General features: G+C 67.0%; 27 protein-coding genes and 2 pseudogenes. 17 read left to right on the plus strand and 12 right to left on the minus strand.

The features are described from left to right. Positions 1-79 precede the first annotated feature (79 nt). Together ACFQDH_RS02150 and ACFQDH_RS02155 are read right to left on the minus strand one after the other, a co-directional pair. Positions 80-889, minus strand: a complete 810-nt coding sequence (locus tag ACFQDH_RS02150) for a sugar phosphate isomerase/epimerase family protein (RefSeq protein WP_382398026.1) — start codon at positions 887-889, stop codon at positions 80-82. Further along, on the minus strand, positions 889-1,815 hold the full coding sequence (locus ACFQDH_RS02155; RefSeq protein WP_382398028.1) for a Ppx/GppA family phosphatase: 927 nt from the start codon (positions 1,813-1,815) through the stop codon (positions 889-891). Before ACFQDH_RS02155 ends, ACFQDH_RS02150 begins: the two co-directional genes overlap by 1 nt. Positions 1,816-1,857: 42 nt before the next feature. On the opposite strand from ACFQDH_RS02155, the gene ACFQDH_RS02160 reads away from it, so the two are divergent. Together ACFQDH_RS02160 and ACFQDH_RS02165 are read left to right on the plus strand one after the other, a co-directional pair. Then, a complete protein-coding gene (locus ACFQDH_RS02160; protein WP_382398030.1) occupies positions 1,858-2,685 on the plus strand; it encodes a DUF3109 family protein in 828 nt (275 codons plus the stop codon). Then, positions 2,682-3,395, plus strand: a complete 714-nt coding sequence (locus ACFQDH_RS02165; RefSeq protein ID WP_382398032.1) for a class I SAM-dependent methyltransferase — start codon at positions 2,682-2,684, stop codon at positions 3,393-3,395. The genes ACFQDH_RS02160 and ACFQDH_RS02165 overlap by 4 nt, the downstream gene beginning before the upstream one ends. A 4-nt stretch (positions 3,396-3,399) precedes the next feature. Here the strand turns inward: ACFQDH_RS02165 and ACFQDH_RS02170 are convergent, their stop codons facing one another. Next, on the minus strand, positions 3,400-4,212 hold the full coding sequence (locus tag ACFQDH_RS02170; RefSeq protein WP_382398034.1) for a ZIP family metal transporter: 813 nt from the start codon (positions 4,210-4,212) through the stop codon (positions 3,400-3,402). 85 nt (positions 4,213-4,297) lie between these two features. Between ACFQDH_RS02170 and radA the strand changes: the two genes are divergently transcribed. The 5 genes and pseudogenes from radA to ACFQDH_RS02195 all read left to right on the plus strand — a co-directional run bounded on the left by radA (position 4,298) and on the right by ACFQDH_RS02195 (position 10,044). Next, positions 4,298-5,764 (plus strand): DNA repair protein RadA, encoded by a 1,467-nt coding sequence (radA, locus tag ACFQDH_RS02175; RefSeq protein ID WP_382398036.1) that lies wholly within the window; start codon positions 4,298-4,300, stop codon positions 5,762-5,764. 79 nt (positions 5,765-5,843) lie between these two features. Beyond that, positions 5,844-6,922, plus strand: a pseudogene (gene disA / locus ACFQDH_RS02180) (DNA integrity scanning diadenylate cyclase DisA). Positions 6,923-6,933: 11 nt separating this feature from the next. After that, the gene (locus ACFQDH_RS02185; RefSeq protein ID WP_382398038.1) at positions 6,934-7,836 is read left to right on the plus strand and encodes an HhH-GPD family protein; all 903 of its coding nucleotides are present in this window, start codon (positions 6,934-6,936) and stop codon (positions 7,834-7,836) included. A 223-nt stretch (positions 7,837-8,059) separates the two neighbouring features. Continuing rightward, on the plus strand, positions 8,060-8,590 hold the full coding sequence (locus ACFQDH_RS02190) for a gluconokinase (RefSeq protein WP_382398040.1): 531 nt from the start codon (positions 8,060-8,062) through the stop codon (positions 8,588-8,590). A gap of 113 nt (positions 8,591-8,703) precedes the next feature. After that, entirely contained in the window at positions 8,704-10,044 is a 1,341-nt protein-coding gene (locus ACFQDH_RS02195) for an HNH endonuclease (RefSeq protein WP_382398041.1), read from the plus strand. Between the two features lie 187 nt (positions 10,045-10,231). Here ACFQDH_RS02195 and ACFQDH_RS02200 read toward each other — a convergent pair whose 3' ends face one another. Together ACFQDH_RS02200 and ACFQDH_RS02205 are read right to left on the minus strand one after the other, a co-directional pair. After that, complete coding sequence (locus ACFQDH_RS02200) at positions 10,232-10,984, minus strand: class I SAM-dependent methyltransferase (protein ID WP_382398042.1); 753 nt, start codon at positions 10,982-10,984, stop codon at positions 10,232-10,234. A 97-nt stretch (positions 10,985-11,081) separates the two neighbouring features. Continuing rightward, complete coding sequence (locus ACFQDH_RS02205; RefSeq protein ID WP_382398043.1) at positions 11,082-11,915, minus strand: protein phosphatase 2C domain-containing protein; 834 nt, start codon at positions 11,913-11,915, stop codon at positions 11,082-11,084. Positions 11,916-11,938: 23 nt separating this feature from the next. Between ACFQDH_RS02205 and ACFQDH_RS02210 the strand changes: the two genes are divergently transcribed. Both ACFQDH_RS02210 and ACFQDH_RS02215 read left to right on the plus strand, forming a co-directional pair. Next, positions 11,939-12,661 carry a class I SAM-dependent methyltransferase gene (locus ACFQDH_RS02210; protein ID WP_382398045.1) on the plus strand — a complete coding sequence of 241 codons (723 nt, stop codon included), beginning with the start codon at positions 11,939-11,941 and terminating at the stop codon, positions 12,659-12,661. Between the two features lie 92 nt (positions 12,662-12,753). After that, entirely contained in the window at positions 12,754-12,978 is a 225-nt protein-coding gene (locus tag ACFQDH_RS02215) for a hypothetical protein (RefSeq protein ID WP_382398047.1), read from the plus strand. A gap of 42 nt (positions 12,979-13,020) precedes the next feature. Here the strand turns inward: ACFQDH_RS02215 and ACFQDH_RS02220 are convergent, their stop codons facing one another. Next, complete coding sequence (locus tag ACFQDH_RS02220; protein WP_382398049.1) at positions 13,021-13,341, minus strand: helix-turn-helix transcriptional regulator; 321 nt, start codon at positions 13,339-13,341, stop codon at positions 13,021-13,023. A gap of 142 nt (positions 13,342-13,483) precedes the next feature. Between ACFQDH_RS02220 and ACFQDH_RS02225 the strand changes: the two genes are divergently transcribed. The 8 genes and pseudogenes from ACFQDH_RS02225 to ACFQDH_RS02260 all read left to right on the plus strand — a co-directional run bounded on the left by ACFQDH_RS02225 (position 13,484) and on the right by ACFQDH_RS02260 (position 19,958). Further along, the gene (locus ACFQDH_RS02225) at positions 13,484-14,206 is read left to right on the plus strand and encodes a DUF4389 domain-containing protein (RefSeq protein WP_382398051.1); all 723 of its coding nucleotides are present in this window, start codon (positions 13,484-13,486) and stop codon (positions 14,204-14,206) included. Positions 14,207-14,268: 62 nt separating this feature from the next. Continuing rightward, a complete protein-coding gene (locus tag ACFQDH_RS02230) occupies positions 14,269-15,081 on the plus strand; it encodes a DUF4386 domain-containing protein (protein WP_382398053.1) in 813 nt (270 codons plus the stop codon). Between the two features lie 137 nt (positions 15,082-15,218). Further along, a pseudogene (locus ACFQDH_RS02235) lies at positions 15,219-16,161 on the plus strand (ABC transporter ATP-binding protein). Beyond that, on the plus strand, positions 16,158-16,985 hold the full coding sequence (locus ACFQDH_RS02240; RefSeq protein ID WP_382398055.1) for an ABC transporter permease: 828 nt from the start codon (positions 16,158-16,160) through the stop codon (positions 16,983-16,985). Before ACFQDH_RS02235 ends, ACFQDH_RS02240 begins: the two are co-directional and overlap by 4 nt. After that, a complete protein-coding gene (locus ACFQDH_RS02245; protein WP_382398057.1) occupies positions 16,972-17,154 on the plus strand; it encodes a hypothetical protein in 183 nt (60 codons plus the stop codon). The genes ACFQDH_RS02240 and ACFQDH_RS02245 overlap by 14 nt, the downstream gene beginning before the upstream one ends. Before the next feature lie 274 nt (positions 17,155-17,428). Continuing rightward, the gene (locus tag ACFQDH_RS02250) at positions 17,429-18,160 is read left to right on the plus strand and encodes an ABC transporter permease (protein WP_382398059.1); all 732 of its coding nucleotides are present in this window, start codon (positions 17,429-17,431) and stop codon (positions 18,158-18,160) included. Continuing rightward, on the plus strand, positions 18,157-18,987 hold the full coding sequence (locus tag ACFQDH_RS02255) for an ABC transporter permease (RefSeq protein ID WP_382398061.1): 831 nt from the start codon (positions 18,157-18,159) through the stop codon (positions 18,985-18,987). Before ACFQDH_RS02250 ends, ACFQDH_RS02255 begins: the two co-directional genes overlap by 4 nt. Before the next feature lie 2 nt (positions 18,988-18,989). Continuing rightward, on the plus strand, positions 18,990-19,958 hold the full coding sequence (locus tag ACFQDH_RS02260) for an ABC transporter ATP-binding protein (RefSeq protein ID WP_382398063.1): 969 nt from the start codon (positions 18,990-18,992) through the stop codon (positions 19,956-19,958). A 3-nt stretch (positions 19,959-19,961) separates the two neighbouring features. On the opposite strand, the gene ACFQDH_RS02265 is transcribed toward ACFQDH_RS02260, so the two are convergent. The 6 genes from ACFQDH_RS02265 to ku form a co-directional block, all read right to left on the minus strand. After that, a complete protein-coding gene (locus ACFQDH_RS02265) occupies positions 19,962-20,318 on the minus strand; it encodes a UBP-type zinc finger domain-containing protein (protein WP_382398065.1) in 357 nt (118 codons plus the stop codon). Between the two features lie 90 nt (positions 20,319-20,408). Beyond that, entirely contained in the window at positions 20,409-20,720 is a 312-nt protein-coding gene (locus ACFQDH_RS02270; protein WP_382398067.1) for a hypothetical protein, read from the minus strand. Positions 20,721-20,722: 2 nt separating this feature from the next. Next, positions 20,723-20,923: a COG4315 family predicted lipoprotein gene (locus ACFQDH_RS02275; protein ID WP_382398069.1), complete on the minus strand. Its 201-nt coding sequence runs from the start codon at positions 20,921-20,923 to the stop codon at positions 20,723-20,725. A 37-nt stretch (positions 20,924-20,960) separates the two neighbouring features. After that, entirely contained in the window at positions 20,961-21,473 is a 513-nt protein-coding gene (locus tag ACFQDH_RS02280; protein WP_382398071.1) for an amino-acid N-acetyltransferase, read from the minus strand. 133 nt (positions 21,474-21,606) lie between these two features. Next, entirely contained in the window at positions 21,607-24,138 is a 2,532-nt protein-coding gene (locus tag ACFQDH_RS02285; protein ID WP_382398073.1) for an ATP-dependent Clp protease ATP-binding subunit, read from the minus strand. A 215-nt stretch (positions 24,139-24,353) separates the two neighbouring features. Continuing rightward, complete coding sequence (gene ku, locus ACFQDH_RS02290) at positions 24,354-25,310, minus strand: non-homologous end joining protein Ku (protein ID WP_382398074.1); 957 nt, start codon at positions 25,308-25,310, stop codon at positions 24,354-24,356. Positions 25,311-25,371: the final 61 nt, after the last annotated feature.

The following is a 25,371-nucleotide window of genomic DNA, read 5'->3' on the forward strand; positions in this document are numbered from 1 at the left end:
GTGCTCCTTCACTGACAGCGGGCGGAATCCGAGCGTATGGCGCAACGGCCGAACCTTGCCGAGCGACCCCGTGCAGTGATCAGCGTGCAGCGGGCGCGGCGAAGTGCAACCGGGCGAACGCGAGTGCTTCGGCGAGATCGAGCTCGCGCTGCTCCGCCGAATGCTTGCGGGTGCCGACCTCGAGCACGACATCGCCGGTGTAGCCACGGCCGGCCAGGGACTCCAGCAGGTCGGCGCACGGCTGCGAGCCGCGGCCGGGCACCAGGTGCTCGTCCTTGAACGATCCGGTGCCGTCCGCGAGGTGGATGTGGGCCAGCCGGTCCCCGAGGTCCTCGGCCATCTGCATCGCGTCCGAGCCGGCCGTCGCGGTGTGCGACAGGTCGAGCGTGACGTGGTCGTAGTCCAGCTCGACCGGGTCCCAGCCGGGCAGGTAGGCCTGCATCTCACGGGCACGCGCCCGCCAAGGGAACATGTTCTCCACCGTGATGTGAACGGCGGTCCGGGTGTTGCGCTGCGCGATGCCCTCGGTGAACTCCGCGGCATACTCGCGCTGCCACCGGAAGGGCGGATGGACCACCACGGTCTGCGCACCGACCTCCTCGGCCAACGCGACCGAGTTGTCGATCTTCGGCCACGGCTCCGGGCCCCAGATGCGTTGGGTGAGAAGCAGAGTCGGCGCATGAACCGACACGATGGGTATGCCGTAATGGTCGACCAGCTTGCGCAGCGCGCCGGACTCCTGGCTGACCGGATCGGTCCAGATCATCACTTCGACACCGTCGTAGCCGAGACGTTCGGCCATCGCGAAGCCGTCGACGACGCCTAGGGGGTAGACCGACGAGGTCGACAGCGCGATGCGCCCCTGCGGAAGGGTGAGTCGGGGAGCCATCAGGCGCCGAGCCAGTCGAGCCGACGCAGTATGACGCCCTCCCGCAGCGCCCAGGGGCACAGATCGAGCGACTCGACATCCAGGACGTCCATTGCTCCGTGGACGACGATCGCGCCGGCCAGCAGCTGAGGTGCGCGGCTGGCGGAAACGCCTGGCAACGCTGCGCGTTCGCCGGAGGTCATCTCGGCAAGACGCGGCACCAGCTCGCCGAGTGCTTCACGTTCGAGGACCCGCTCGACGCGCGGGCCGTCACCCCGCGGCGCCGCGCCCAGCACGCGGGCCAGGGAGCGGATGGTCTTGCTGGTGCCGACGACCCGGTCCGGAATGCCCACCTTGTGCAGGTCCCGGACCACCCGTGCGATGTCGGAACGCACCTGCTTGCGCAGCACCTTCAGGTCAGCAGACAGCGGCGGGTCGCCGGGCAGGTCCCGGGTGAGCCGGCCGGCCCCGAGCGGAAGGCTGAGCGCCACGTCGGGCTCCTCGTCGATGCCGGCCGCGAACTCCAGCGATCCACCGCCGATGTCGATCACCAGCAGGCGGCCGGCCGACCAGCCGAACCACCGGCGTACGGCGAGGAAGGTCAGTCGTGACTCGTCAGCGCCCGACAGGACCTCCAGCTTCACCTCGGTGGCCGCATGCACCTGTGAGAGCACGTCGTCGCCGTTGGGCGCCTCGCGGATCGCGGAGGTGGCGAAGGCAAGCAGGTCCTCGCAGCCCTGGTCGTCCGCGATGGACAGGCACTCGTGCACGAAGGTCGTCAGCTGCGCGATCCCGTCCGGCGAGATCGAGCCGTCCGCGAGCGTGTGCTCCGACAGGCGCAACTCGCGCTTGTGGGAGGTTGCCGGCAGTGGATGGGCACCGGGGTGTGCATCGACCACAAGCAGGTGGACCGTGTTGGATCCCACGTCGATCACACCGAGCCGCATGGCTGTAACGCTACCGGTAACTTTCCGACCTACGATGGCGCCGTGGTCGAGACAGCGCTGGAAACTCCCCGGACCTGGGTCGAGTTCGACAACCCGGACGACGCCGAAGAACGCTTCCGTTGCGACCTGACGTGGCTGACGTCATCGTGGACCTGCATCTTCGGCGCCGGCTGCCAGGGCATTTACGAGGACGCCCCGGACGTCGGCTGTTGCACCCTCGGGGCGCACTTCTCCGACAAGGACGATCTCAAGAACGTCAAGGCCGCGGTCCGGGAGCTCGGCGCCGACGAGTGGCAGTACTACGACGAGGGCCACTCCAAGGACGGCTGGCGCGAGAAGGAGGACGGTGACTGGAAGACGCGGGTGGTCGACGGCGCCTGCATCTTCCACAACCGTCCCGGCTTCCCTGCCGGCGCCGGATGCGCCCTGCACCAGCACGCCATACTGACCGGCGTCCCGCCACACACGATCAAGCCGGACGTCTGCTGGCAGCTGCCACTCCGACGCACCTACCGCACGGTGGAACAGCCGGACGAGACGTCATACCTGGAGATCTCGATCGGCGAGTACGACCGCCGCGGCTGGGGCCCCGGCGGGCACGACCTCGACTGGTACTGCTCGGGCAATCCTGAGGCGCACGTGGGTAGTTCGCCGGTCTACATCTCCAACGAGGGCGAGCTGCGGCACCTGATGGGCGACAGCGCGTATGACGAGTTGGCCCGCCGCTGCGAGGCGCATCTCATGCAGGCGACGGCGCTGCGGCAGGCCGGCCCGGGCGGGCGGGCGCTGTTGCCGCTCTACGTGCACCCCGCGACGCTGCTGGCCGAAGAGGCGGCCGAGGCACAGACGAAGTCGCGGAAAGCCAAGTGACGCAAGCGGATTCGCCGTTCCCGGCGATCCCGTCCCCGAACATCTGGAACTCTCCGGACACCTACGAGACCGAGAACCGCGGTGTGGACCCGGACGGCGCCATCTGGGCGGCGATGCGACAGGTGCGCGACTGGCAGGACGCCGACGTGCTCGACGTCGGCTGCGGATCCGGCTTCCACCTTCCGTTCTTCGCGCGCACCGCGCGGTCGGTGATCGGTGTCGAGCCACATCCGCCGTTGGTCGCGGCGGCACAGGACCGGGTGCTGCGCGACGGCATCGAGGCATCCGTCGAGGTGCGTGCCGGCGGCGCGGAAGCCCTTCCGGTGCAAGCAGATCCGATCGACGTCGCACACGCACGCTGGGCGTACTTCTTCGGTGCCGGCTGCGAGCCGGGCCTTGCCGAACTCGAGCGGGTGATGCGCCCCGGCGGCGTCGCCTTCGTCATCGACAACGACGCGTCGCAGTCCACTTTCGGGTCGTGGTTCCGGCGAGCGCTGCCGTCATACGACCCGGTGGGCGTGGAGCGCTTCTGGCGGCGAGTCGGTTTCACCTCGGCGCCGGTCGCGATGCGGTGGGAGTTCGCGACCCGCGCCGACTTCGAGGCCGTCGTGCAGATCGAATTCACGCCGGAGCACGCAGACCGGATCCTCGCCGAACACGAGCGCACCGGTGTCGATTACGCGGTCTTCGTGCGCTGGCGCAGGTACTGACGAATCACGCGCCGCCGGCGGAGACGATCGCGTCGGTGAGGAACCCGGCGGCGAGTCCGATCAACACGCCGTAGGCGAGCAGGTCCGTGCGGCGGGTGCGGGCGGCGACCCCGATGAGCTGGATGACGACATACAGGATCGAACCGGCAGCAAGGGTGAGGAAGATGACGCTCACCGCGGCACTGGTGAAGCTGTGCCCCACCCAGGTGCCGACGAACGTCGGTCCGCCACCGATCAGTGCGAGCAGCAGCAGCCGGCCCCACGTCGGCAGCCGGCGCCGGCCGGTCTCGTCGACATCGGCGGCCAGCGGTGCCGTGATGCCGAACCCCTCGGTCGCGTTGTGCAAGGCGAAGCCGACGACCAGCAGGGTGGCCATGGCGATCTCGCCGGTGGCCGCTGCCTGGCCGATCGCCAGTCCTTCGGCGAAGTTGTGCAGGCCGATGCCGACCGCGATCAGCGTCGCCAGCTGCATCGGATGCAGCCCGTGTTCGGTGGACTGTGCCTTGCGGCCCATCCACCTCTCGTAGCCGACGAGCGCGAGCAGGCCGACTGCGAGACCACCGGCGAAGAGCACGCCGTAGCCGATCGCCGAGCCGACTCCACCCTTGCCGGCATGCACGTCGACGAGCGCGGCATCGATCGGCTCCCACGCCCCGGACAACACGTCCCAGAACAAGAACAGCAGCACGCCCACGGCGATGGCGTTGAGCAGGGATCGGGTGGCGAGCGCCGGCGAGCGCAGGCGGCCCAGCGGCATACCGAGCAGGATGGTCGCGCCGGCGATGAGGCCGAGGACCAGGGTCTTGGAAAGGGACATGAACATCCTTAGGGTGAGTTAGGCGAGGCTAAGCTACCCGAACACCTTGAGCCGTATGTCGGAGGCCACCTCTAGAGTCCGGCGTATGGCGAGCAGCACACGTAAGAAGGCACCGGCCGCGACGTTCCGCTGCACGGAGTGCGGTTGGCAGGCGATCAAGTGGGCCGGCCGGTGTGGCGAGTGTCAGGCGTGGGGCACGGTGACCGAAGTCGGTCAGCAGTCGGTGCGCACCGCTCCGGCGGTGACCATCGAGCGGCCGGCGCTGCCGATCGGCGAGGTCGACGCGAGCCGGGCGCAGCACCGCCCAACCGGCGTGGGTGAATTCGACCGGGTGCTCGGCGGCGGCCTGGTGACCGGCGGAGTGGTGCTGGTCGCCGGCGAGCCGGGCATCGGCAAGTCCACTCTGTTGCTCGACGTTGCGGCCCGCGCCGCGCGTGACGGTCAGACCGTCCTCTATGTCAGCGGTGAGGAGTCAGCGGCCCAGGTGCGGCTGCGTGGTGAGCGCATCGAAGCGCTGGCGCGCGACCTCTACCTCGCCAGCGAGACCGACCTGGGCACCGTGCTGGCGCAGATCGACAAGTTGCAGCCGGACCTGCTGATCATCGACTCCGTGCAGACCATCGCGTCGGCGGAGGTCGACGGCGCTCCGGGCAACGTCAGCCAGGTGCGCGAGGTCGCGGCCGCGATCATCCAGGTCGCCAAGCGGCAGGGCATCGGCACCCTGCTGGTCGGCCACGTCACCAAGGACGGCTCGATCGCTGGGCCTCGCGTGCTGGAGCATCTGGTCGACGTCGTCCTGCAGTTCGAGGGCGAGCGACACTCCCGCCTGCGGCTGGTCCGCGCCGTCAAGAACCGCTACGGCCCGACCGACGAGGTCGGTTGCTTCGACCTGACCGACATGGGCATCACCGGCCTGCCCGACCCCAGCGGACTCTTCCTGTCCCGGATGGACGAGCCGGTCCCCGGCACCTGTGTGACGGTCACCCTGGAGGGCCGCCGGCCGCTGGTCACCGAGGTGCAGGCGCTGCTCGTGCCGGGCAACGGCGGCTCGGCGCGGCGCACCACCAACGGCGTCGACAACGCTCGGACCGCCATGATCCTGGCCGTGCTCGACCGCCGGGCGGGCGTCCGGTTGCGTGACGACGACTGCTACGTCTCGACGGTCGGCGGTGCAAAGCTCTCCGAGCCGGCTGCCGACCTGGCGATCGCCCTCGCGCTGGCCTCGGCCAAGGACGGCTGCCCGATGCCTCTGGGCACCCTCGCGGTCGGCGAGGTAGGCCTGGCCGGCGATGTGCGCGGTGTCGGCGGCGTGCCGCGCCGACTCGCCGAGGCCGCCCGCATCGGCTTCAAGCGGGCGATCGTGCCGGCCGGCTCGATGGGCACCGAGACCGCCCCGGCGGGGATGCGCGTGATCGAGGTGCGTGACGTGCACGCGGCGACCCGCGCCATCGCCATACCAGTGAGCGCCGATCGAGGCGAGCACACGAGCGAGGCACGAGCGAGGCGCGAGCGAGGCGCGCAGCCGAGGGAAGAGGCGCGACAGACAACGTGAACAGCTGAAACACACCGATTCGACAGGTGGCGCGCACGCGTCGTGGCAGCCCGGCAGGATCGGCCACACCTACACTGACGTGGTGAGTCGCACCCCCGAAGTCATCCTCCGCGAGACCCTCGCAGCCGTCGCCCCCGGCACCGACCTGCGCGATGCCCTTGAGCGGATCCTGCGCGGGCGCACTGGCGCACTCATCGTCATCGGCCACGACGCGGTCATCGAAGACATGTCGTCCGGTGGTTTCCCCATCGACATCGAGTTCACCGCGACCCGGCTGCGGGAGCTGGCGAAGATGGACGGCGCGATCGTCGTCAACAGCGACGTGTCCCGCATCCTGCGCGCCGGGACGCAGCTGATGCCCGACCCGAGCATCGAGACCAAGGAGTCCGGCACCCGGCACCGCACGGCCGAACGCGTCGCCAAGCAGACCAACTTCCCGGTCGTCTCGGTGAGCCAGTCGATGCACATCATCGCGCTGTATGTCGGAGGCGTGCGCCACGTGATCGAGGGCTCCAACGCCATCATGTCGCGCGCCAACCAGGCGTTGCAGACCCTCGAACGCTACAAGTCACGGCTGGACGAAGTGACCGGCACGCTGTCGGCGCTGGAGATCGAAGATCTGGTCACCGTCCGCGACGTCGCGAGTGTGCTGCAGCGACTGGAGATGGTTCGCCGGATCAGCGAGGAGATCAGCGAATACGTCATCGAGCTCGGCACCGACGGCCGGCTGATCTCGCTGCAGCTGGATGAGCTGGTGGGCGGGCTGCGGGACGACCGTGAGCTGGTGGTGCGCGACTACGTCGATTCCAACCGCTCCGACATGAACGTCGAGGACGCCATCAGCCGGCTCGGCGAGATGACCGCCACCGAGCTGCTTGACCTGTCGGCCGGTGCTCGCGCTGCGGGCTTCTCAGCCATCGGCGAGATGCTCGACCAGTCGGTCAGCCCGCGCGGCTACCGCCTGCTGACCAAGGTCCCACGGCTTCCCGGCGCGATCGTCGACCGGCTCGTCGACCACTTCGGCACCTTGCAGAAGCTGCTCGCCGCTGACTTCGACGACCTGATGGCGGTCGAGGAGTTGGCGAGAGTCGGGCCCGTGCCGTGCGCGAGGGTCTGTCCCGCCTGGCCGAGAGCAGCATCCTCGAGCGCTACGTCTGAGCACCCCACATATGGCAGAAGTCGAGGCCCTGCACGACACGATCCTGCGCTGGTATGACGAGAACGCTCGCGATCTGCCTTGGCGCGTGCCGGCCGACGAGTGGCCGTGGCCCGAGGTTGACCGGCCCTGGGCGGTGCTCGTCTCGGAGGTGATGCTCCAGCAGACTCCGGTCGCCCGGGTCGAGCCGGTATGGCGCCGATGGATGCAGCTCTGGCCGACGCCTTCCGCACTTGCGACTGCCGCACCCGGCGACGCAGTGCGTGAATGGGGGCGCCTCGGCTACCCGCGCCGGGCGCTGCGCCTGCACGGTGCGGCCACCGCGATCACTGGCGAGCACGCTGGCGCCATACCAGCGAATTTGCAGCAGTTGCAGGCACTTCCGGGCATCGGCAGCTACACCGCGGCGGCTGTTGCGGCGTTCGCGTTCGGCATCCGCGCGACGGTCGTGGACGTCAACGTGCGCCGGGTCGAGGCCAGGCTGGTGAGCGGTGACGGACACCCGGCGCCGAGCCTGAGCGCCGCGGAGACCCGGCTCGCCGAGAGCCTGCTGCCGGTGGACGACGAGCGTGCGGCACGGTGGAACGTCGCCGTCATGGAGCTGGGGGCGCTCGTCTGCAAGGCGGCCACTCCGGATTGCGCCAGCTGTCCGGCGGCCTCCCGCTGCGCGTGGGTGCTCGCTGGTCGTCCGGAGCACGACGGGCCACGTAAGAAGGCGCAGAAGTGGCACGGCACCGATCGCCAGGTGCGTGGCAAGTTGCTGGCCGTGCTGCGCGACGCACCCGGCCCGGTGCCGCGCGCCGACCTCGACATCGTCTGGCACGACGGCGGCCAGCGGGATCGCTGCCTCGTCTCGCTGATCGAGGACGGCTTGGTCGAGCCGCTCCCGCGTAAACGCTTTCGGCTTCCGTCCTAGCTGGCCCCGTAGGCCGCGAGGAACGAGCGACTGTTCCAAGGTGGTTGAGTAGGCCGCGAGGAACGAGCGGCCGTCCAAGGTGGTTGAGTAGGCCGCGAGGAACGAGCGACCGCTCCAAGGTGGTTGAGTAGGCCGCGAGGAACGAGCGACCGCTCCAAGGTGGTTGAGTAGGCCGCGAGGAACGAGCGGCCGTATCGAAACCCACCCTGGTTAGAGTGTCCGAATGAGCGACGCCGACAGCCCAGCCCAGTTCCTGATCGTGATGGGGGTTTCCGGCTCCGGGAAGACCACTCTGGCCGAGGGCATCGCCAACGCGATGGGCTGGCTGTATGCCGAAGGGGACGACTTCCACTCGCAGGCCAACGTCGACAAGATGGCGTCGGGCGTGCCACTCACCGACGAGGACCGCTGGCCGTGGCTGCACGCGATCGGCACCTGGATCGACGAGCACGAGCGCGACGGTCGCAGCGCTGTCGTCACCTGCTCCGCCTTGAAGCGGACCTACCGCGACCTGCTGCGCGAGGGCCGCGACAACGTGCGCTTCGTCTACCTCGACGTTCCGCAGAAGGTGCTGGAGGAGCGGCTCGCCAAACGGACCGGTCACTACATGCCGCCGTCGCTGCTTCCGTCTCAGCTGGAGGCTCTGGAGCCGCTGCAACCGGACGAGGCCGGCGTCGTCGTGCACGCCCACCAGACCCCGGAGGCATCGCTCGCCCAGGCTCTCGAACTGCTCGGGCTGACGCCTAAGAACTGACCTGTCGAGTTATCCACATCCCTCTCGCAATCCGGCGCATCGAGAGGGGATGTGGATAACACTCGTTCCCGAAAAGTGTTGCAGTTGCTTGGAATTCGGGTATACTCGAACACATGGACGACACAAGAACCGATACGATTGAACGTGCTGAGTGCGCGTTCAATGCGTCGGCGGTGCGTGCCTTCCACGACCGGCTCGACGAAGCCATCACCGCCGACACCCTGGAAGACCTGCTGACCGAAGCGCGGGCGTTGGAGGAAGCCAAGAACGCCATCACCGCCCGCCAAGCCCGCATCACCGTCCAAGCCCACCACCAACAACGACAACGGGACCTGCCCCGCGGGATCAACCGCGCCACCACCGCCCGCAAAGTCGGCTCCGACATCGCGCTGGCCCGCCGGTCCGCCCCGCACCTGGGCTCCCGACTGCTGGGCCTGGCACACGCCGTCGTCGAAGAAATGCCCTGCACCTTCGCGGCGCTTGCCGCCGGGGTGATCACCGAACGCGACGCCACCGACCTGGTCGCCGCCACCGCCTACCTGACCCGCGAAGACCGGGGCCGCGTCGACACCGCGATCGCCGGCGACCTGGGGACCGTGTCCCACCGGCGACTGATCGCCGCAGCCCACGCCGCCGCCTACCAGGCCGACCCGGCCGCGGCCACCGCCCGCCGCGCCCACGCCGAATCCGAACGACGGGTCAGTCTGCGACCCGCCCCGGACTGCATGACCTGGCTGACCGCACTGCTGCCGGTCAAGGACGGGGTGGCGTGTTTCGCGGCACTCAAAGCCCAAGCCGACGCCACCGCGACGACCGAGCATCCTCGCGGGCAGGTCATGGCCGACACCCTTGTCGAGCGCGTCACCGGCCGCACACCAGCCGACGGGACGGGCGTGAACATCAACCTCATCCTGCCCTTGGACGCGTTGACCGGCGACACCCGCGCCGAGGTACCCGGGTACGGGCCGATCCCGGCCGACCTGGCCCGCGAATGGATCACCGACCACCCCGACAAAGCGGCCCGGATACGGCGACTATTCGCCTACCCCGGCACCGGCGACCTCATCGGCATGGAGTCCGCCTCCCGGTGCTACACCGGACTCCTGGCTGACTTCATCCGGTTACGGGACCGGACCTGCCGCACCCCCTACTGCGACGCACCCATCGCCCACACCGACCACATCACCTCCCATGCGAAAGGCGGGGCGACCAGCGAACGCAACGGCCAAGGCCTCTGCGAACGCTGCAACTACGACAAAGAACACCCCGACCACCTCGTCGGTGGTGACGCCGGCGAAACCTACACCCTGACCGGCGGACTCACCGCCAGCAGCAGACCGCCCGCCCCACCAGGACACCCACCACCCACCAGATCACCCATCTCACGCACCCTGATGAACATCGAATTCAGCCAATGCGGTGCAGTCCCGCCAACTGCTGTTCAGTGTCAATAGCCGCGTGAAACCGATCAGCGGCAGCGCATGGCTCAGTGAGCGTCTCCGCAGACTAAGAGTCCCGGATGCTGGAGCGCCTGAATGACCGGCGAGGCGTTGTCGAGGTGGTCGCCTCGTGTGCCGTAGCACGGCCGCGTCCCAGGCACTTGGCCGACGGTGTAGAAGCAGCGGGCCGATCTCAAGAGGCTCAGTCCGGTAATGGTCTGAGTTTGAACATGAGGATGCCGAGGTACTTGTTCAGCACTGCTTGCTTGTGCGGATATTGCTGGCGGAGTTCGTCTGCCATCTGGGGTTCAACCGCAGTCTCGATCCATAAGCCCGCTGCGCTGAAGATGTTGATCAGGTCCGACATGGTGTACGGCCGCTTCGTGAGCTTGGCTTCCTCGTTCCAACCCTTGTGTTGGTATGAGAACGATCCCGTGGAGAAATACTCCTCGCCCAGTGAGCTTCCATTTTTCTCGGCGCGCTCGATCGCGTATCGGATCGGTTGAGTCCGGGTCAGCAGGATGAACCCATCGTCGGCGAGCATCGACCGTGCCGTTCGCAGCGCTCCGACAGAATCCTTCGCGTACCCGAACGACTGCAGGAACAAAATGCGATCGAATCGGCGATCAGCAAGCCCGGGGACCGAGGCCAAGTCGGAAAGGTCACCCTGGATGAGGTCCAGGCCTGTTGGTGGTGCAGTGATGAAGTTGCCGCTGATATCGACCCCGACCGACGCGACCGCGCCGCCCTCTACGACCAGTTCGGCGGCCTTGCCGCCGTTGCCACAACCAGCATCCAGCACCGACAGTCCAGCGACATCACCCAGCAAGTCGCGCTGCGCCGGCCACTCGACGAGCCGGTCCAGCGAATCCTCCCTGGCTCGTGCCTGCTCGTAGTCAGAAGCAAGATCCGTCCATGGCTGACTCGAATCCCCGCCGCTGGAACCAGCTGTCATCTGAGAATCACCTGACGTCACGAACACAACATAGTGATCATGGCCGGGTAATGTCAGACCGTCATAAGGGGTGACCGAGGTGACTGGCCGGCTGGTCTCACCGGCTGGTGGCCGTAACGGTTATTGCCACGAGGGTTGCGTCGTCGTGCTTCTTCATCCCTTGATCGGTCAGCAGGCGGGTTCGTTGTTCCTCGGCCCGGATGGCGCCGATCACAGTCTTCCCGGCGCCGTTGGCGGCCAGTCGTGCGACATCCTGAACCGTATGGATGCCCAGCAGCTGATAACCGCGAGTGGCGCCATCGGAAGCGGCGACGAGAGAAGCCACCTGGGCGCGAGCAAGTGTCCGCACGATCGCATGCCCGGCGGCCGCCGGTTCGTGGTGGCAGCACCAGAACCCGGCCGCCTTGTTGCGGGTCATCTCCACGGCGGCCCGGCGCGCCTCGCGCAGGTCATTCGGTGCTGTTGCCAGACCTCGTGCGACCCGATGTCTCACGCGGCTGGCGATGATCGGTTCGGTGACAGTGGCGAGCCGATCGTCGGTGACTTCGCTGACGTCCCCGCCGGGGCCGGTGAGGATGATGGACGCGTCGCCAAGCACGAGGTACTCCACGGCGTCGGCGCCGATCCGCCAGGCGGCGACGGTGCCACTGGGCGACCCACGGTCCAGGTCGCAGCCTGGCCCATGGCGTGCCGCGACTTGCCGGAGTGCCCGCGCCAAGGCGGTGCGAGTGTCGGTGTCTGCGTGGGAGAGAGTGTCGCGGAAGGTGTCGGCCAACGCGTGGGCATACCAGCTCACCGTGTGGGTGCACCCGCTGCGCAGGTGCGCCGGAAGCCCGGCGCCATCGACCAGCACCGCTACTCCTGGTCCGAGGGCGACAGCGTCCTCGTTGGCGTGGCCTGGCTGGGCCGCTGAGGTGACAACAGGGCGCACCTGCATCAACCTACGCGCCACTGGTGGTGGCACCCCTGACGACGAGTGTGCCCCGTCCCATTGACGAGAAGGGTTCGACAAAACTCTTCGGCGATGGACTACCGCCCGAAATTGGACCCTTCTCGTTCGTGCCGATGTCCGGGATGCGCGAACTGGCCGACCTGCTGCAGCTGCACGCAGGGCAAACACTGGTCGACCTGGGCTGTGGACGCGGAGGACCAGGTTTGTGGCTCGCCGCCGACAGTTGCTGTGGCCTGGTCGGAATCGATTCCTCGACTGTCGCCATCACCGACGCCCGGTGCCGGCGACAGCTCTTTCCACACGCCACCGCCGCCTTTTTCGTCGCCGATGTTGCGGCGACTGGGCTACCCGCGGACAGTGCGCACGCCGTGGTCAGTGTCGACGTGGTGCAGCTACTGGACGACCCACGCGCGCTCATCGTGGAAGCAGCGCGAGTGTTGCGCCCCGGAGGCCGGTTCGTCCTCACAACGTGGGAAGGTCGCCAGGACGCCCCAGCACGCTTCCCACCGAACGTGGGCGAGTTACTGGAGTCCACCGGCCTACGAGTAGATGTCATCGCAGAGCGACCGGGCTGGCTCGAGCGTCAGCTGACCATCTATGAGCGCGCGGCAGCGATTACCGCACCCGACTCAGCCGTCGACGACCTCGCCCACGAGGGCACCAGGTGGGCTGCGCTGCACCGGAAACTACGACGCGTCGTCGCGTCGGCCCAACTCCCCGAATAGCCATCGGCGAATTCAGGCGGTCGTTGATCGAGACGGAGCCGAGCAATCGGACGTTGTTGGCACAACCGGTCGATGTCAGCGATCCTGCATCGATGCCATCTGCGTACTTCCTGGCCGTCCGCGCTGTTGTGAATGGCGAAGATCCCGTTGGTTTGCTCGGTGCCGGTGCTCCAGCCGACGAGTACGACCCCGAGGTCACAGTCCTCGTCGAGCAAGGATCGCCAGTAGACGCGCAAAGCGTGCACGACGTGTTCGCGCACTACTTCGGAGACGTCGGCGCGAGTAGAGCCCGACGTGAGCACCTACCCGAGTCCTAGGCTCCGAATGTTCCGATCCCATTGTGGGACATGGTTGACGGATCAACCGGGTCCCGCAGCCGGATCTGTGTTCAGGACTTGGAGCAGGGTCCCGACCGATAGGTCACGGTGCATGGGGTGGCGCAGGTGGCCGCGGAGGTCAATCGTGTAGTGGTTGCGGCGTCCCACCTTGGTGCGCGTGACGTAGCCGGCGGTGATCAGGTCGGCGAGGATCCGCTGCGCGGCCCGCTCGGTGATGCCGATCTGATCGGCGATGTCGCGGGCCCGGATCTGAGGGTCGCGCGCGATGCACAGCAGCACATGCGCGTGGTTGGTGAGAAAGGCCCACGGTCTGGCCTTGTTCTCGGGCTCCGGGATAGTCACGCGGGATCGCTCTCCTGATGATTTTCACGAAAATCATGACGCGACAATAATAGCGTGTATTGTACGAGTCGTCACCGGGTCACTCAACGGCCTCGCGGCGACAGCACCCGGCCCCTGCTTGGGTCGGCAAAAGAGGTTCCTCATGGATGCCAGCGCACCCCCGTATCCGCTTCGGCTCACGGGCGAGCTCTCGCCCCACCTCAGCCGCGGGCTCTGGCTGGTGAAGTGGCTGCTGGCGGTCCCGCACCTCGTCGTGCTGTTCTTTCTCTGGATCGGGTTCGCGGTCGTGAGCGCGGTCGCGTTCTTCGCGATCCTGTTCACCCGCCGCTACCCGCGACCGCTGTTCAATTTCAACGTCGGCGTGTTGCGCTGGACCTGGCGCTTGGGGTTCTACAGCTACAGCGCGCTCGGCACGGACCACTACCCGCCGTTTACTCTTAAGGACGTCCCGGACTACCCCGCGCGTCTTGAGGTCGCCTACCCCGAGTCGCTCTCGCGCGGCCTGGTGCTGGTGAAGTGGTGGCTGCTCGCCCTGCCGCATTATCTCGTCGTCGCGGTCTTCGCCGGCGGCGCCTGGGCAGGCATCAACGCGGCCCACGACGACACAGGATGGACCTCCGGCGGAGGCCTCATCGGATTGTTAGCCCTGGTCGCCGGTGTCGGGCTGCTGTTCACCCGTCGCTACCCGAAGGGCATCTTCGACTTCGTTCTCGGCATGAACCGCTGGGTGTACCGCGTGGCTGCGTATGCGGCGCTGATGACCGACACCTACCCGCCGTTCCGCTTGGACCTGGGAGGCCAGGACCCCACCCCGGACGCCACAGACGACGCCATCGTGCCCACACCGGCGCCCGAGTTCTCGTAACCACTAGCGCGCCTCGATCCCTCCGGAGTATCCGCGTTCACCCAGATCAAAGGGAGCCCGTCATGTCGCTTTCCTCGTTGCCACAACCACCACCGAAGCCGGGCGCCGCGCAGCACTTCTCGTCCGGGCTTCATCTACCGGCAGGCCGCTCGCAGCGAAGGACCGCCCTGATCGCCGGCGTGCTCTTCGTGATCACGTTCGTCACCTCGATCCCCGCGCTGCTCCTCTACCAACCCGTCCTCAACCACGTCGGCTACATCACCGGCGGCGGCGGCGACACCCAGGTGCTGCTGGGAGCGTTCCTGGAACTGCTGCTGATCGTCGCGAACATCGGCAGCGCTGTGGTGCTGTTTCCGATCCTCAAACGGCAGCACGAGGCGCTCGCGCTCGGCTACGTCACGGCTCGGATCATTGAATGCGTCTTCATCGCCGTCGGCATCCTCAGCCTGCTGGCGGTCGTGACCTTGCACCAGGACCTGGCTGGCACCGGCGGGAACCAGGACGCGCTCATCACGATTGGTCGATCGCTTGTCGCGATCAAGGATTGGACGTTCCTACTCGGACCCGGCTTCGTGGTCGGCATCGGCAACGGACTGATCCTGGGCTACCTGATGTACCGCTCAGGCCTCGTGCCTCGACGGATGGCCGTGCTGGGGCTCGTCGGCGGTCCGCTGATCTGCATCTCGGGGACTGCTGTGCTGTTCGGTGTCATCAGCGAGGGCGGGGCGGCGCAGTTCATTGCGACGATCCCGGAGTTCGTCTGGGAACTGTCGCTTGGCATTTATCTGATCGTCAACGGCTTCAAACCCACTCCGATTGCGGAATGCATCAACGTTCCCGGGACCCCGTCCGCCGACGACACCGTCCACGCCTGACTATCGACACCACGGCCAGGAGGCGGCCGATACCGCACTGGCGCAATGGTCCGGCCCTGTCGGCCCGGGACCGAGTGCCAAGGCCAGCACTTCCGGTACGACAACGCTGCGCGAGACCAGACATGGAAGGCAAGACGATGATCGAAGTAGAGAACCTCAGCAAGCGGTACGGCGACAAGCTGGCAGTGGACGGATTGACCTTCGTGGTCCAGCCCGGCATCGTCACCGGCTTCTTGGGCCCCAACGGCGCCGGGAAGTCGACCACGATGCGCCTGATCGCAGGCTTGGACTCGCCAACCACCGGCTCGGTGTTCGTCAACGGCGGCCGCTACCGGTCCGCCCGAGCCCCAATGGGCGAACTCGGCGTGCTACTCGAGGCCAAGGCCGTGCACACCGGCCGGTCAGCCCGCAACCATCTGCTCGCGCTGGCGCAGACCAACGGCATTCGCGGGCATCGCGTCGACGAGGTGATCGACCTCGTCGGTCTGCGGGGGTGGCCGGAACCCGCACCGGCGGCTTCTCCTCGGCATGGGCCAGCGCCTCGGAGTGGCGTCGGCGTTGCTGGGCAACCCCGCGACCGTGGTCCTGGACGAGCCGGCCAACGGACTGGACCCCGAAGGAGTGCTGTGGATGCGCACCATGCTCAAGAAGCTGGCAGCCGACGGCCACACGGTGTTCGTGTCCTCACACCTGATGAGCGAGATGGCACAGACCGCGACCCGGCTAGTCGTGATCGGCCGAGGCCGACTCATCGCCGACACCAGCGTCGCCGAATTCGTCGCCCGCGCCTCGACCAGCACCATCACGGTCCGCACACCGGAGGCACCTCGGCTGCGTGAGCTGCTGCTCGCCCCCGATGTCACGATCTCGAACGAAGAGCCCGACGTCCTGCAGGTCGACGGGTTGACGGCCCAACACATCGGCACCATCGCATGGCAGGCCCACCTGCCCATCTACGAGCTGGCCGCCCAACAGGCCTCACTGGAACAGGCGTTCATGGAACTGACCAGCGACTCGGTGGAATACCGCTCCACCGACAACACCGGCGGCCCAGCCGGAGCCGGGGCGGTGGCGGCATGACCGCCACGCTCACGCCGGACCGCGCGCCGGCGATCAGCCCCGACCACCGCGGGCTTCGGGTGACCCAGCTGCGGGTAGTCCACTCGGAGTGGACCAAGTTCCGCTCACTCCGCTCGACCCTGTACACCCTGCTGCTCGCTGTCGTCTTCATGATCGGACTCGGCGCCCTGTTCGCGGGCATCCAAGCCGGCCAGGCCAAGGGCTTCGACCCCGGCCAGACCGCGATCTCCGTCAGCCTGACCGGCACCTTTTTCGCCCAGCTGGCCATCGGAGTCCTCGGCGTCCTGGTCATCACCGGCGAATACAGCACCGGCGCGATCCGAGCCTCGCTGGCAGTCGTGCCCGCCCGACTGCCGGTGCTGTGGGCCAAGCTCACGATATGCACCGCCGCAGTGTTCGCGACCATGCTGGCCAGTAGCGTCGCGGCATTTGCCGTCGGCCAAGCCATGCTCAGCGGTAAGCACCTGAACGCGTCGCTGTCCGACCCAGGCGCGCTGCGCTCGATCTTCGGCGCCGCGCTGTACCTGAGCGTGGCCGCGCTGACCGCGCTGGCGTTGGGGGCACTGCTGCGTAACACCGCCGCCGCGATCTCCACCTTCGTCGCGGTGTTCTTCGTGATCCCGCCCCTGACCATGTTGTTGCCCGCATCGTGGTCAGGCAGCTTTGTCCAGTACCTGCCCTCCAACGCTGGCGGCATGTTGATCGACGGCACCTATGGTGTCGCGCACCCCTTGGCCCCGTGGACCGGCTTCGCCGTGATGTGCGCCTACGCGGTCGTCCTGATCGGACTCGCCGCCTGGCGGTTGCGCAGTGTCGACGCATGATCGCGGCCGCGAACCGATGGCCGGCAAGACCGTGCTGGTCACCGGCGCTTCCGGGGGCATCGGCCGCGCGACCTCCCTCTGCCTGGCGGCCGACCGGTACGACTCGCGGAGGTTCCCCATCGCGGGGCGGCTGGATGCGAGCACAACGCTCGACGAGTTGGTTGAGTAACTCGATCGGCGCGCGACCGTAGTGCGATCGGCTACCGGACGACGGTGGCTGCGGGCGTCAGGCCGCGCTCGCCAGGCAACTTCACCCATAGCGCCAACTGCCCGGATGCCTCGAAACTCACCTACGTAGCCACTTAGCCGATCAAGCGGACCTTGAGGTTGCCAGCACGGCACTTCGTCGGTAAGTTCTTGCGTTTGTGCGTGCGGCGACGATCTACCCTTACAGCCGCCTCTTCACAGCCGGCTTCCGTGAGCAAGCCGCTTACCGTCTGGCGATGTTCGGCGGCCTCGTCGCCAACCTGACATTCGGTTTCCTGAAGGTCGCGATGCTCTTCGCCACCGTGCGTGCGGCCGGTGGCACAGTGCAGGGGTATGACGTCGGCAGCATGAGCGCCTACATCTGGGTCTCGCAGGGCATGCTCGGCTCGGTCAACCTGCACGGGCGCCTCGACTTCGCGGCTCGGATCAAGAACGGCGATGTCGCGATCGACTTCCTCCGCCCGGTCAACGTCCAACTGGCAACGATCGCAACGGAAGTCGGCAAAGCCGTCTTCGCCCTGATCCCCCGCGGTGTGCCGAGCGTGGCCATCGGCGCCCTGGTTGTCGGTATGACGATGCCGAGCTCGCCCACCTCGTACGTGCTGGGAGCGGTGAGCCTGATCATCGGCATCACCATCTCCTTCTCGACCGTGTATCTCGTTGCTGTCGCAGGGTTTTGGTTGATCGAGACACGTGGCATCCAGATCCTCTACATGGTCCTCTCCGGCTTCTTCGCCGGCCTGTTCGTGCCGATCGCACTCTTCCCCGACTGGCTGTTGGTGATCGCCGAGGCAACGCCTTGCCCGTCGATGATGATGTATCCGATCGACATCCTGACCGGCCGAACGAGCGGCGGCGCGGCATACGGGCTGGTCTGCGTGCAACTGGCCTGGCTGGCCGGAACCTTCCTCGTCGGTCACCTGATGACGACTGCGGGACAACGCAAGCTGGAGGTGCAAGGCGGATGACAAATTTCGCCGAAACCACCTCGATACCAACACAACTCGACGGCTATCGAGCCGTGCTCGCTTCCCGGATGCGGTCTCAGCGCAGCTATCGCAGCAACTTCATCATCGACCTCGCCAGCTCAGGACTGGTCGGCCTCATCGAGCTGGCCGAGGTCTGGCTGCTCTTCCACCAGGTGAGTGTCCTCGGCGGCCTGGACTTCAAGCAGGTGCTGCTCGTCTTCGGCCTCGCCGACATGTGCTACTCGATCGCTGACATGTTCGTCGGCCACTGCGACACGTTGCCGAAGTACATCCGCGAAGGCACGCTCGACGTCTTCTACCTGCGACCGCAACCGCTCCTGCTGCAGTTGATGACCAGCGACATCTCGCTGCGTCGGCTGACGCGTGCCGGCATCGGTCTGGGATCGTTGGTGATCGGGCTGTCCATCAACGACATCCACTGGTCCGGGGCACACGTCGCCCTACTGGTGCTGACCATCGTCTGCGCAATCGCGATCTTCTCGGCGATGTACATCTGGGCCGCCGGCATGCAGTTCTTCCTGATCCAGGGCGCCGAGTTCACCAACGCGTTCGTGTATGGCGGGCGCTACGCGTCGACGCAACCCGCGGCGGTGTGGTCGATGCCGCTCAAGGCGCTCTTCGGCTTCGTCTTCCCGATGGCGCTGGCGGCCTACGTCCCGGCATTGCGGTTGCTGGACCTGCCTGGCCCGGCGGGTATGCCGAACTGGCTCGCCTGGTGCACGCCGATCGCCGCGGTGTGGATGTGGGGCTTTGCACTGATCATGTGGCGCTTCGGCGTGCGTCATTACCAAGGAGGGGGTGGCTGAGAATGACTGAGCTGATCATCGAAACCGATGGACTGACACGCGAATTCACCCGTCGTGGGAAGGGCCGTGACGTCATACATCGGCAAACACTGCGGGCCGTGGACGAGTTGCGGCTACAGGTCCGCCCCGGTGAGTCGGTCGGCTACATCGGCGCGAACGGCGCCGGGAAGTCGACCACCATCAAGATGCTCGTCGGGATCCTGGTCCCGACCAGCGGCACGGTGCGGACCTGCGGCATCGACCCGCACCGCGAGCGCCGCCGACTCGCTGCGCAGGTCGGCGTCGTCTTCGGGCAGCGCTCACAGCTGTGGTGGGACCTGCCGGTGCGGGAGTCCTTCGACATACTCGCCGCGATCCACCGGCTGCCCGGCGCGGACGCCCGCGCCCGAACCGACGAACTCATCGAGCAACTCGAGCTCAGCGAGTTCCTCGCGACACCAGTGCGTCAGCTCTCGCTCGGCCAGCGGATGCGCGCCGAGGTGGCCGCCGCCCTGCTGCACCGGCCACGTCTGGTGATCCTCGACGAGCCGACGATCGGTCTCGACGTGCTGTCCAAGCAACGGCTGCGCGAGTTCCTGATCACCGAGCGGCGCGAGCACGGAACGACCCTGTTGCTCACCACCCACGACATGGGCGACATCGAGCGGCTCTGCGAGCGCGTGCTCGTCGTCGACCACGGTTGTGCGGTGTATGACGGCAGCCTGGACGGACTCGCTCGTGCGGCCGGCGCCGAGCGGACCCTGGTGCTGGACTTCGCCGATGCCACGCCGGATCTGACCGGCATACCGCACACCACCCACCTGGGCAGTGAGGTCGCCGGGGCTCGCCAGCGCCTGGCGTTCGACTCCGAGATGACTACCGCTGCAACGGTTCTCGCCGCTGTCGGTGAGCAGGCACAGCTGCGCGACCTGTCCATCGAGGAGCCGGACATCGAGGACGTCGTACGGCGCATCTACCGCGCCAGCCGGTAGCCGTCAGCGGTGGATGAGCTCCATCCAGTTGGCGGGCACCCGGTCCTTGGGCGCCGGAGCACCATGGCCGGCGGGATGACTCGTCGGCGCGGCCAGTGGCGGGCCGGCGACGAACTCAGCCGAACCGTAGTCGAAGAACCAGTCCTCGCCCGGCTCGAAGCTCTGCACGATCCGATGGCCGGTGTCGGTCGCGTGTTTCGTCGCGTGCTGCGCCGGCGAGGAGTCACAGCACCCGACGTGCCCGCAGGCCGCACAGCGGCGTAGGTGCACCCACCAGCCGCGAGCCGCTTCACACTCCTGGCAACCGGTCCCGCTGGGCGAGACATCGACGTCGAGCTGACCGTCCGTGGAATCACTCACCCGTGAAACGCTAGCCCGCCCCGCGCCCAAAGCGAAGCCGGTTGCCGTGTCGCTCGAAGAGCCCGACATCGAGGACGTCGTACGGCGCATCTACCGGGCCAGCCGATCGCTGCGCCGACGAGCCACACTCGCCGCGCAGATTCCCACGATCGCCAGCACCGTGCTGCACACCTCCGCCACTGAGGACGGCGTCTTGCCCGGCGCCGCCCACGTGGGTGATACAGGTCGGGCAACGGACCGACAGCGCCGAAGTCGACATAGGTCGTGGGTGATCACGGCGACCGCCGCAACGGCCGCCACGAGGCCTGCGAGCAGGAACGACCATCGCCGCGGGTTGAGCCGCACCCAGGCGGCGGCCAGCAGCGCCACCAGCCGGATCGCCGCAAAGAGGGCAGTTCCCATGATCAGTAGCCGTATCCGCCACGAGCGGACGTGCTCGACGTCCCCTCGATTTCCGTTCCGGCCGGCGACACGGCATACCAAAGTCCCCCGTTGAGGTTGAGGTTCTGGCCATTGGTCTGCCCGGACGCCTTGTCGCCCACGAACGTGTAGACCGGGTGACCCGCCACGGTGAGCTGCTCGCTACCGTCCGACCGCTTCGTCATGCCGAGTTTCGCGGATGGTTCACGGCAGCCAATCCCGTCAGAGGGTGAGGAGCATCCGGTGATTGCCGAGAGTGTTCGGCTTGACCCGATCGAGATCGAGGAACTCCGCGACGCCCTCGTCATACGACTGCAGCATCTCGGCGAAGACATCGGGTGCGACCGGGTCACCGTCAATCTCTGAAAAGCCGTGTGCCGCAAAGAAATCCACCTCAAAAGTCAGGCAGAAGACCCGACGCACCGCGAGCTCGCGCGCACGATCGAGCAACGACTCGAGCAACGTGCTACCGATGCCCTGCCCTTTCTCCTCGGCCGCGACCGCCAGGGTGCGCACCTCCGCCACGTCCTCCCACATCACGTGCAACGCGCCGCAGCCGACCAGCCGGTCTTCGCGCTCGACGACCAGGAACTCCTGCACACCCTCGTAATAAGCGACCGACGCCTTGGGCGCGATCGCACGCGATTCGACATACGGCTTGGTGAGCTCTCGGATCCCGCGCACGTCCGTGGCGAGGGCCGGACGGATGTGCAAGGCAGGATCACGCAGCGTCATACGACCATCATTCCGCAGGAGCGAAGTGGGTATGACGAAGGGCCGGGCGAAACCGCCCGGCCCTCACGTCATACGTCCTGATCTCGATACGCTCCCCCGCTGCGCTCCTCCGCTACTCGATCCGCAGGATGAGTCAGTCCTTGCCGAGATCTACCCCGCCGCTACCGGCAGCCTCGACGGGCAACGAGTCCGGAGCCTGCGGCTTCGGGCTGCCGACGAAGGTGAACTTCGCGTCCTTGCCCTCGCCGTCGACGTCGACCAGCACGATCTCTCCGGCGCCGATCTCGCCGTAGAGGATCTTCTCGGACAGCACGTCCTCGACCTCGCGCTGGATCGCACGACGCAGCGGTCGCGCACCCAGGGCCGGGTCGTAGCCGCGCTCGGCGAGGACCTTCTTGGCGGCCGGCGTGAGCTCGATCGCCATGTCCTTGTCCTTGAGGCGCTCGTCCAGGTCCGCGACCCGCAGGTCGACGATCTCGACGATCTGCTCCTGGGTCAGCTGCGGGAAGACGATCGTGTCGTCGACACGGTTGAGGAACTCCGGGCGGAAGTGCTGCTTCAGCTCGTCGTTGACCTTGGACTTCATCTTCTCGTAGCCGGTCGAAGCATCGTTGCCCGACGCGAAGCCGAGCGAGACGCCCTTGGAGATGTCGCGCGTGCCGAGGTTGGTGGTCATGATGATCACGGTGTTCTTGAAGTCGACCACCCGGCCCTGGCTGTCGGTCAGGCGACCGTCCTCCAGGATCTGCAACAGCGAGTTGAAGATGTCCGGGTGTGCCTTCTCGACCTCGTCGAAGAGCACCACCGAGAACGGCTTGCGCCGCACCTTCTCGGTGAGCTGGCCACCCTCTTCGTAACCGACGTAGCCGGGAGGCGAGCCGAAAAGCCTTGAAACAGTGTGCTTCTCGGAGAACTCCGACATGTCGAGGGTGATCAGGGCATCTTCGTCGCCGAAGAGGAACTCGGCGAGCGACTTGGCCAGCTCGGTCTTACCGACACCGGTCGGACCGGCGAAGATGAACGAGCCGCCGGGGCGACGTGGGTCCTTCAGACCGGCGCGGGTACGGCGGATCGCCTGGGACAAACCCTTGATGGCGTCGTCGTTGCCGATGACGCGCTTGTGCAGCTCGTCCTCCATCCGCAGCAGGCGGCTGGACTCCTCTTCGGTCAGCTTGAAGACCGGGATGCCGGTCGAAGCAGCCAGGACTTCGGCGATCAACTCTTCGTCGACCTCCGCGACGACGTCGATGTCGCCTGCCTTCCACTCCTTCTCGCGGTGCTCCTTGGCCTGGATCAGCTTCTTCTCGTCGTCGCGCAGCGACGCGGCCTTCTCGAAGTCCTGACCGTCGATCGCCGATTCCTTCTCACGACGGACGTGGGCGATCTTCTCGTCATACTCACGCAGGTCCGGCGGAGCGGTCATCCGGCGGATGCGCAACCGCGCCCCCGCCTCGTCGATCAGGTCGATCGCCTTGTCCGGCAGGTGACGGTCGTTGATGTAGCGGTCGGCCATGTTGACCGCGCCCACCAGTGCCGCGTCGGTGATCGTCACCCGGTGGTGCGCTTCGTAGCGGTCGCGCAGGCCCTTCAGGATCTCGATCGCGTGCGGGATCGTCGGCTCCATCACCTGGATCGGCTGGAACCGGCGCTCGAGCGCGGCGTCCTTCTCGATGTGCTTCCGGTATTCGTCCAGCGTCGTCGCACCGATGGTCTGCAACTCACCACGAGCCAGCATCGGCTTGAGGATCGAAGCAGCGTCGATCGCGCCCTCGGCCGCGCCGGCACCGACCAGCGTGTGGATCTCGTCGATGAACAGGACGATGTCGCCGCGGGTGCGAATCTCCTTGAGCACCTTGCGAAGTCGCTCCTCGAAGTCACCGCGGTAGCGGCTGCCCGCGACCAGTGACCCCAGGTCGAGCGTGTAGATCTGCTTGTCCTTCAGGGTCTCGGGCACGTCACCGCGCACGACATCCTGGGCAAGACCTTCGACGACGGCGGTCTTGCCGACGCCGGGCTCGCCGATGAGCACCGGGTTGTTCTTGGTGCGTCGGGACAGCACCTGCATGACGCGCTCGATCTCTTTGTCCCGGCCGATGACCGGGTCGAGCTTGCCCTCGCGAGCGGCCTGGGTGAGGTTGCGCCCGAACTGGTCGAGGACCAGCGAGCCGGCAGGAGTGCCGCTCTCCTGGCCGGGCTGGCCCACGCCGGCGCCCTGCGGCTCCTTGCCCTGGTAACCCGACACCAGCTGGATGACCTGCTGGCGGACACGGGACAGGTCGGCACCCATCTTGACCAGGACCTGCGCGGCGACGCCTTCGCCCTCGCGGATCAGGCCGAGCAGGATGTGCTCGGTGCCGATGTAGCTGTGGCCGAGCTGCAGTCCCTCGCGCAGGGAAAGCTCGAGAACCTTCTTGGCGCGCGGGGTGAACGGGATGTGCCCGGACTGGGTCTGCTGGCTGGGGCCGATGATCTCCTGCACCTGCTCACGCACGGCGTCCAGGGAGATGCCCAGGCTCTCCAGCGCTTTCGCGGCCACACCTTCGCCCTCGTGGATCAGCCCGAGCAGAATGTGCTCCGTGCCGATGTAGTTGTGGTTGAGCATGCGCGCTTCTTCCTGAGCGAGCACCACAACTCGCCGCGCGCGGTCGGTGAACCGTTCGAACATCTCTAACTCCTCGGGTAGCTCTCGCTACCATCGATGCTAACCGCAGCAACTGATGCCGCCAGATTTGATCACAGAGCGGTCAGCAGAGCTGCAGCAGGTCTTGGTGCGGACAACGCCGGCGGCGGCCAGCATGTTCCACCGGAGGCAGGTCTGGCCCGTTGTTCGCACAGAGCGGACAAGACCCGGCGACTGCGCCGGCGCGAGCGCGCCAGTAGCTAGCCGGCCTTCTTGGCCTGCTTCTTGGTGGTCTTCTTCGCAGCCGCCTTCTTCGAGGTCGCCTTCTTCGTCGATGACGTCTTCTTCGCAGCCGCCTTCTTGGCGGTGGCCTTCTTCGTAGCGCTCGACTCGGCCTTCGCGGCAGCCTTCGGTTCCTCGTCGACGGGCTCTCCGCGGGACTTCTTGGCGCGATTGACGCTCTGCTGCAACGCGGCCAGCAGGTCGAGCACCTCGCCGCCCTCGTCCTCCTGCTCCGGCAGGGCGGTGACCTCGTTGCCGTCGAGCTTGGCCCGGACGACTTCCTTGACTGCCTGCTCGTAGTCGTCGCGGTAATCGGCGGGGTCGTAGTCACCGGACAGCGAGTCGACGAGCATCCCGGCCATCGCCAGCTCGGCCGATTTGGGCTCGATGTCGTTCGCTTCGTCCAGCACGCCGAAATCGGCGCTGCGGATCTCGTCCGGCCACAGCATCGTCTGCAGCACGATGACGTTGTCGCGCACTCGTAGCAGCGCGACCGTGGAACGGGTGCGGATCGACACCGTCACCAGGGCGACCCGGTCGGTCGAGCGCAGGGCATCTCGCAGCAGGACATAGGGCTTGGCCGAACCCTTGTCGGGCTCCAGAAAGTAGCTCTTGTCCAGCAGCATGGCGTCGATCTGGGAGCTCGGGACGAACTTGTCGACCGCGATCTCCTTGCTGCTGCTGACCGGCAGCTGCGCCAGGTCGTCGTCGGTCAGCACGACCATCTGGCCGTCCTCGGTCTCGAAACCCTTGGCGATGTCGTCATACGAGACCTGCTCGCCGTCGATCGAGCACACGCGTTGGTATTTGATGCGCCCGCCGTCCTCGCGGTGCACCTGCCGAAACTGCACGTCGTGGTTCTCGGTCGCGGAATAGAGCCGCACCGGCACATTGACCAGACCGAAGGAGACAGCGCCCTTCCAAATTGCCCGCATTCCACGATTGTGCTGTGTCGGTGTGACAGGCAGCAAGCGATGCGCCTCCTGTTGCGCTGGA

It is taken from the genome of Flexivirga alba (genome assembly GCF_042661025.1).
In the GTDB taxonomy this organism is placed as follows: domain Bacteria; phylum Actinomycetota; class Actinomycetes; order Actinomycetales; family Dermatophilaceae; genus Flexivirga; species Flexivirga alba.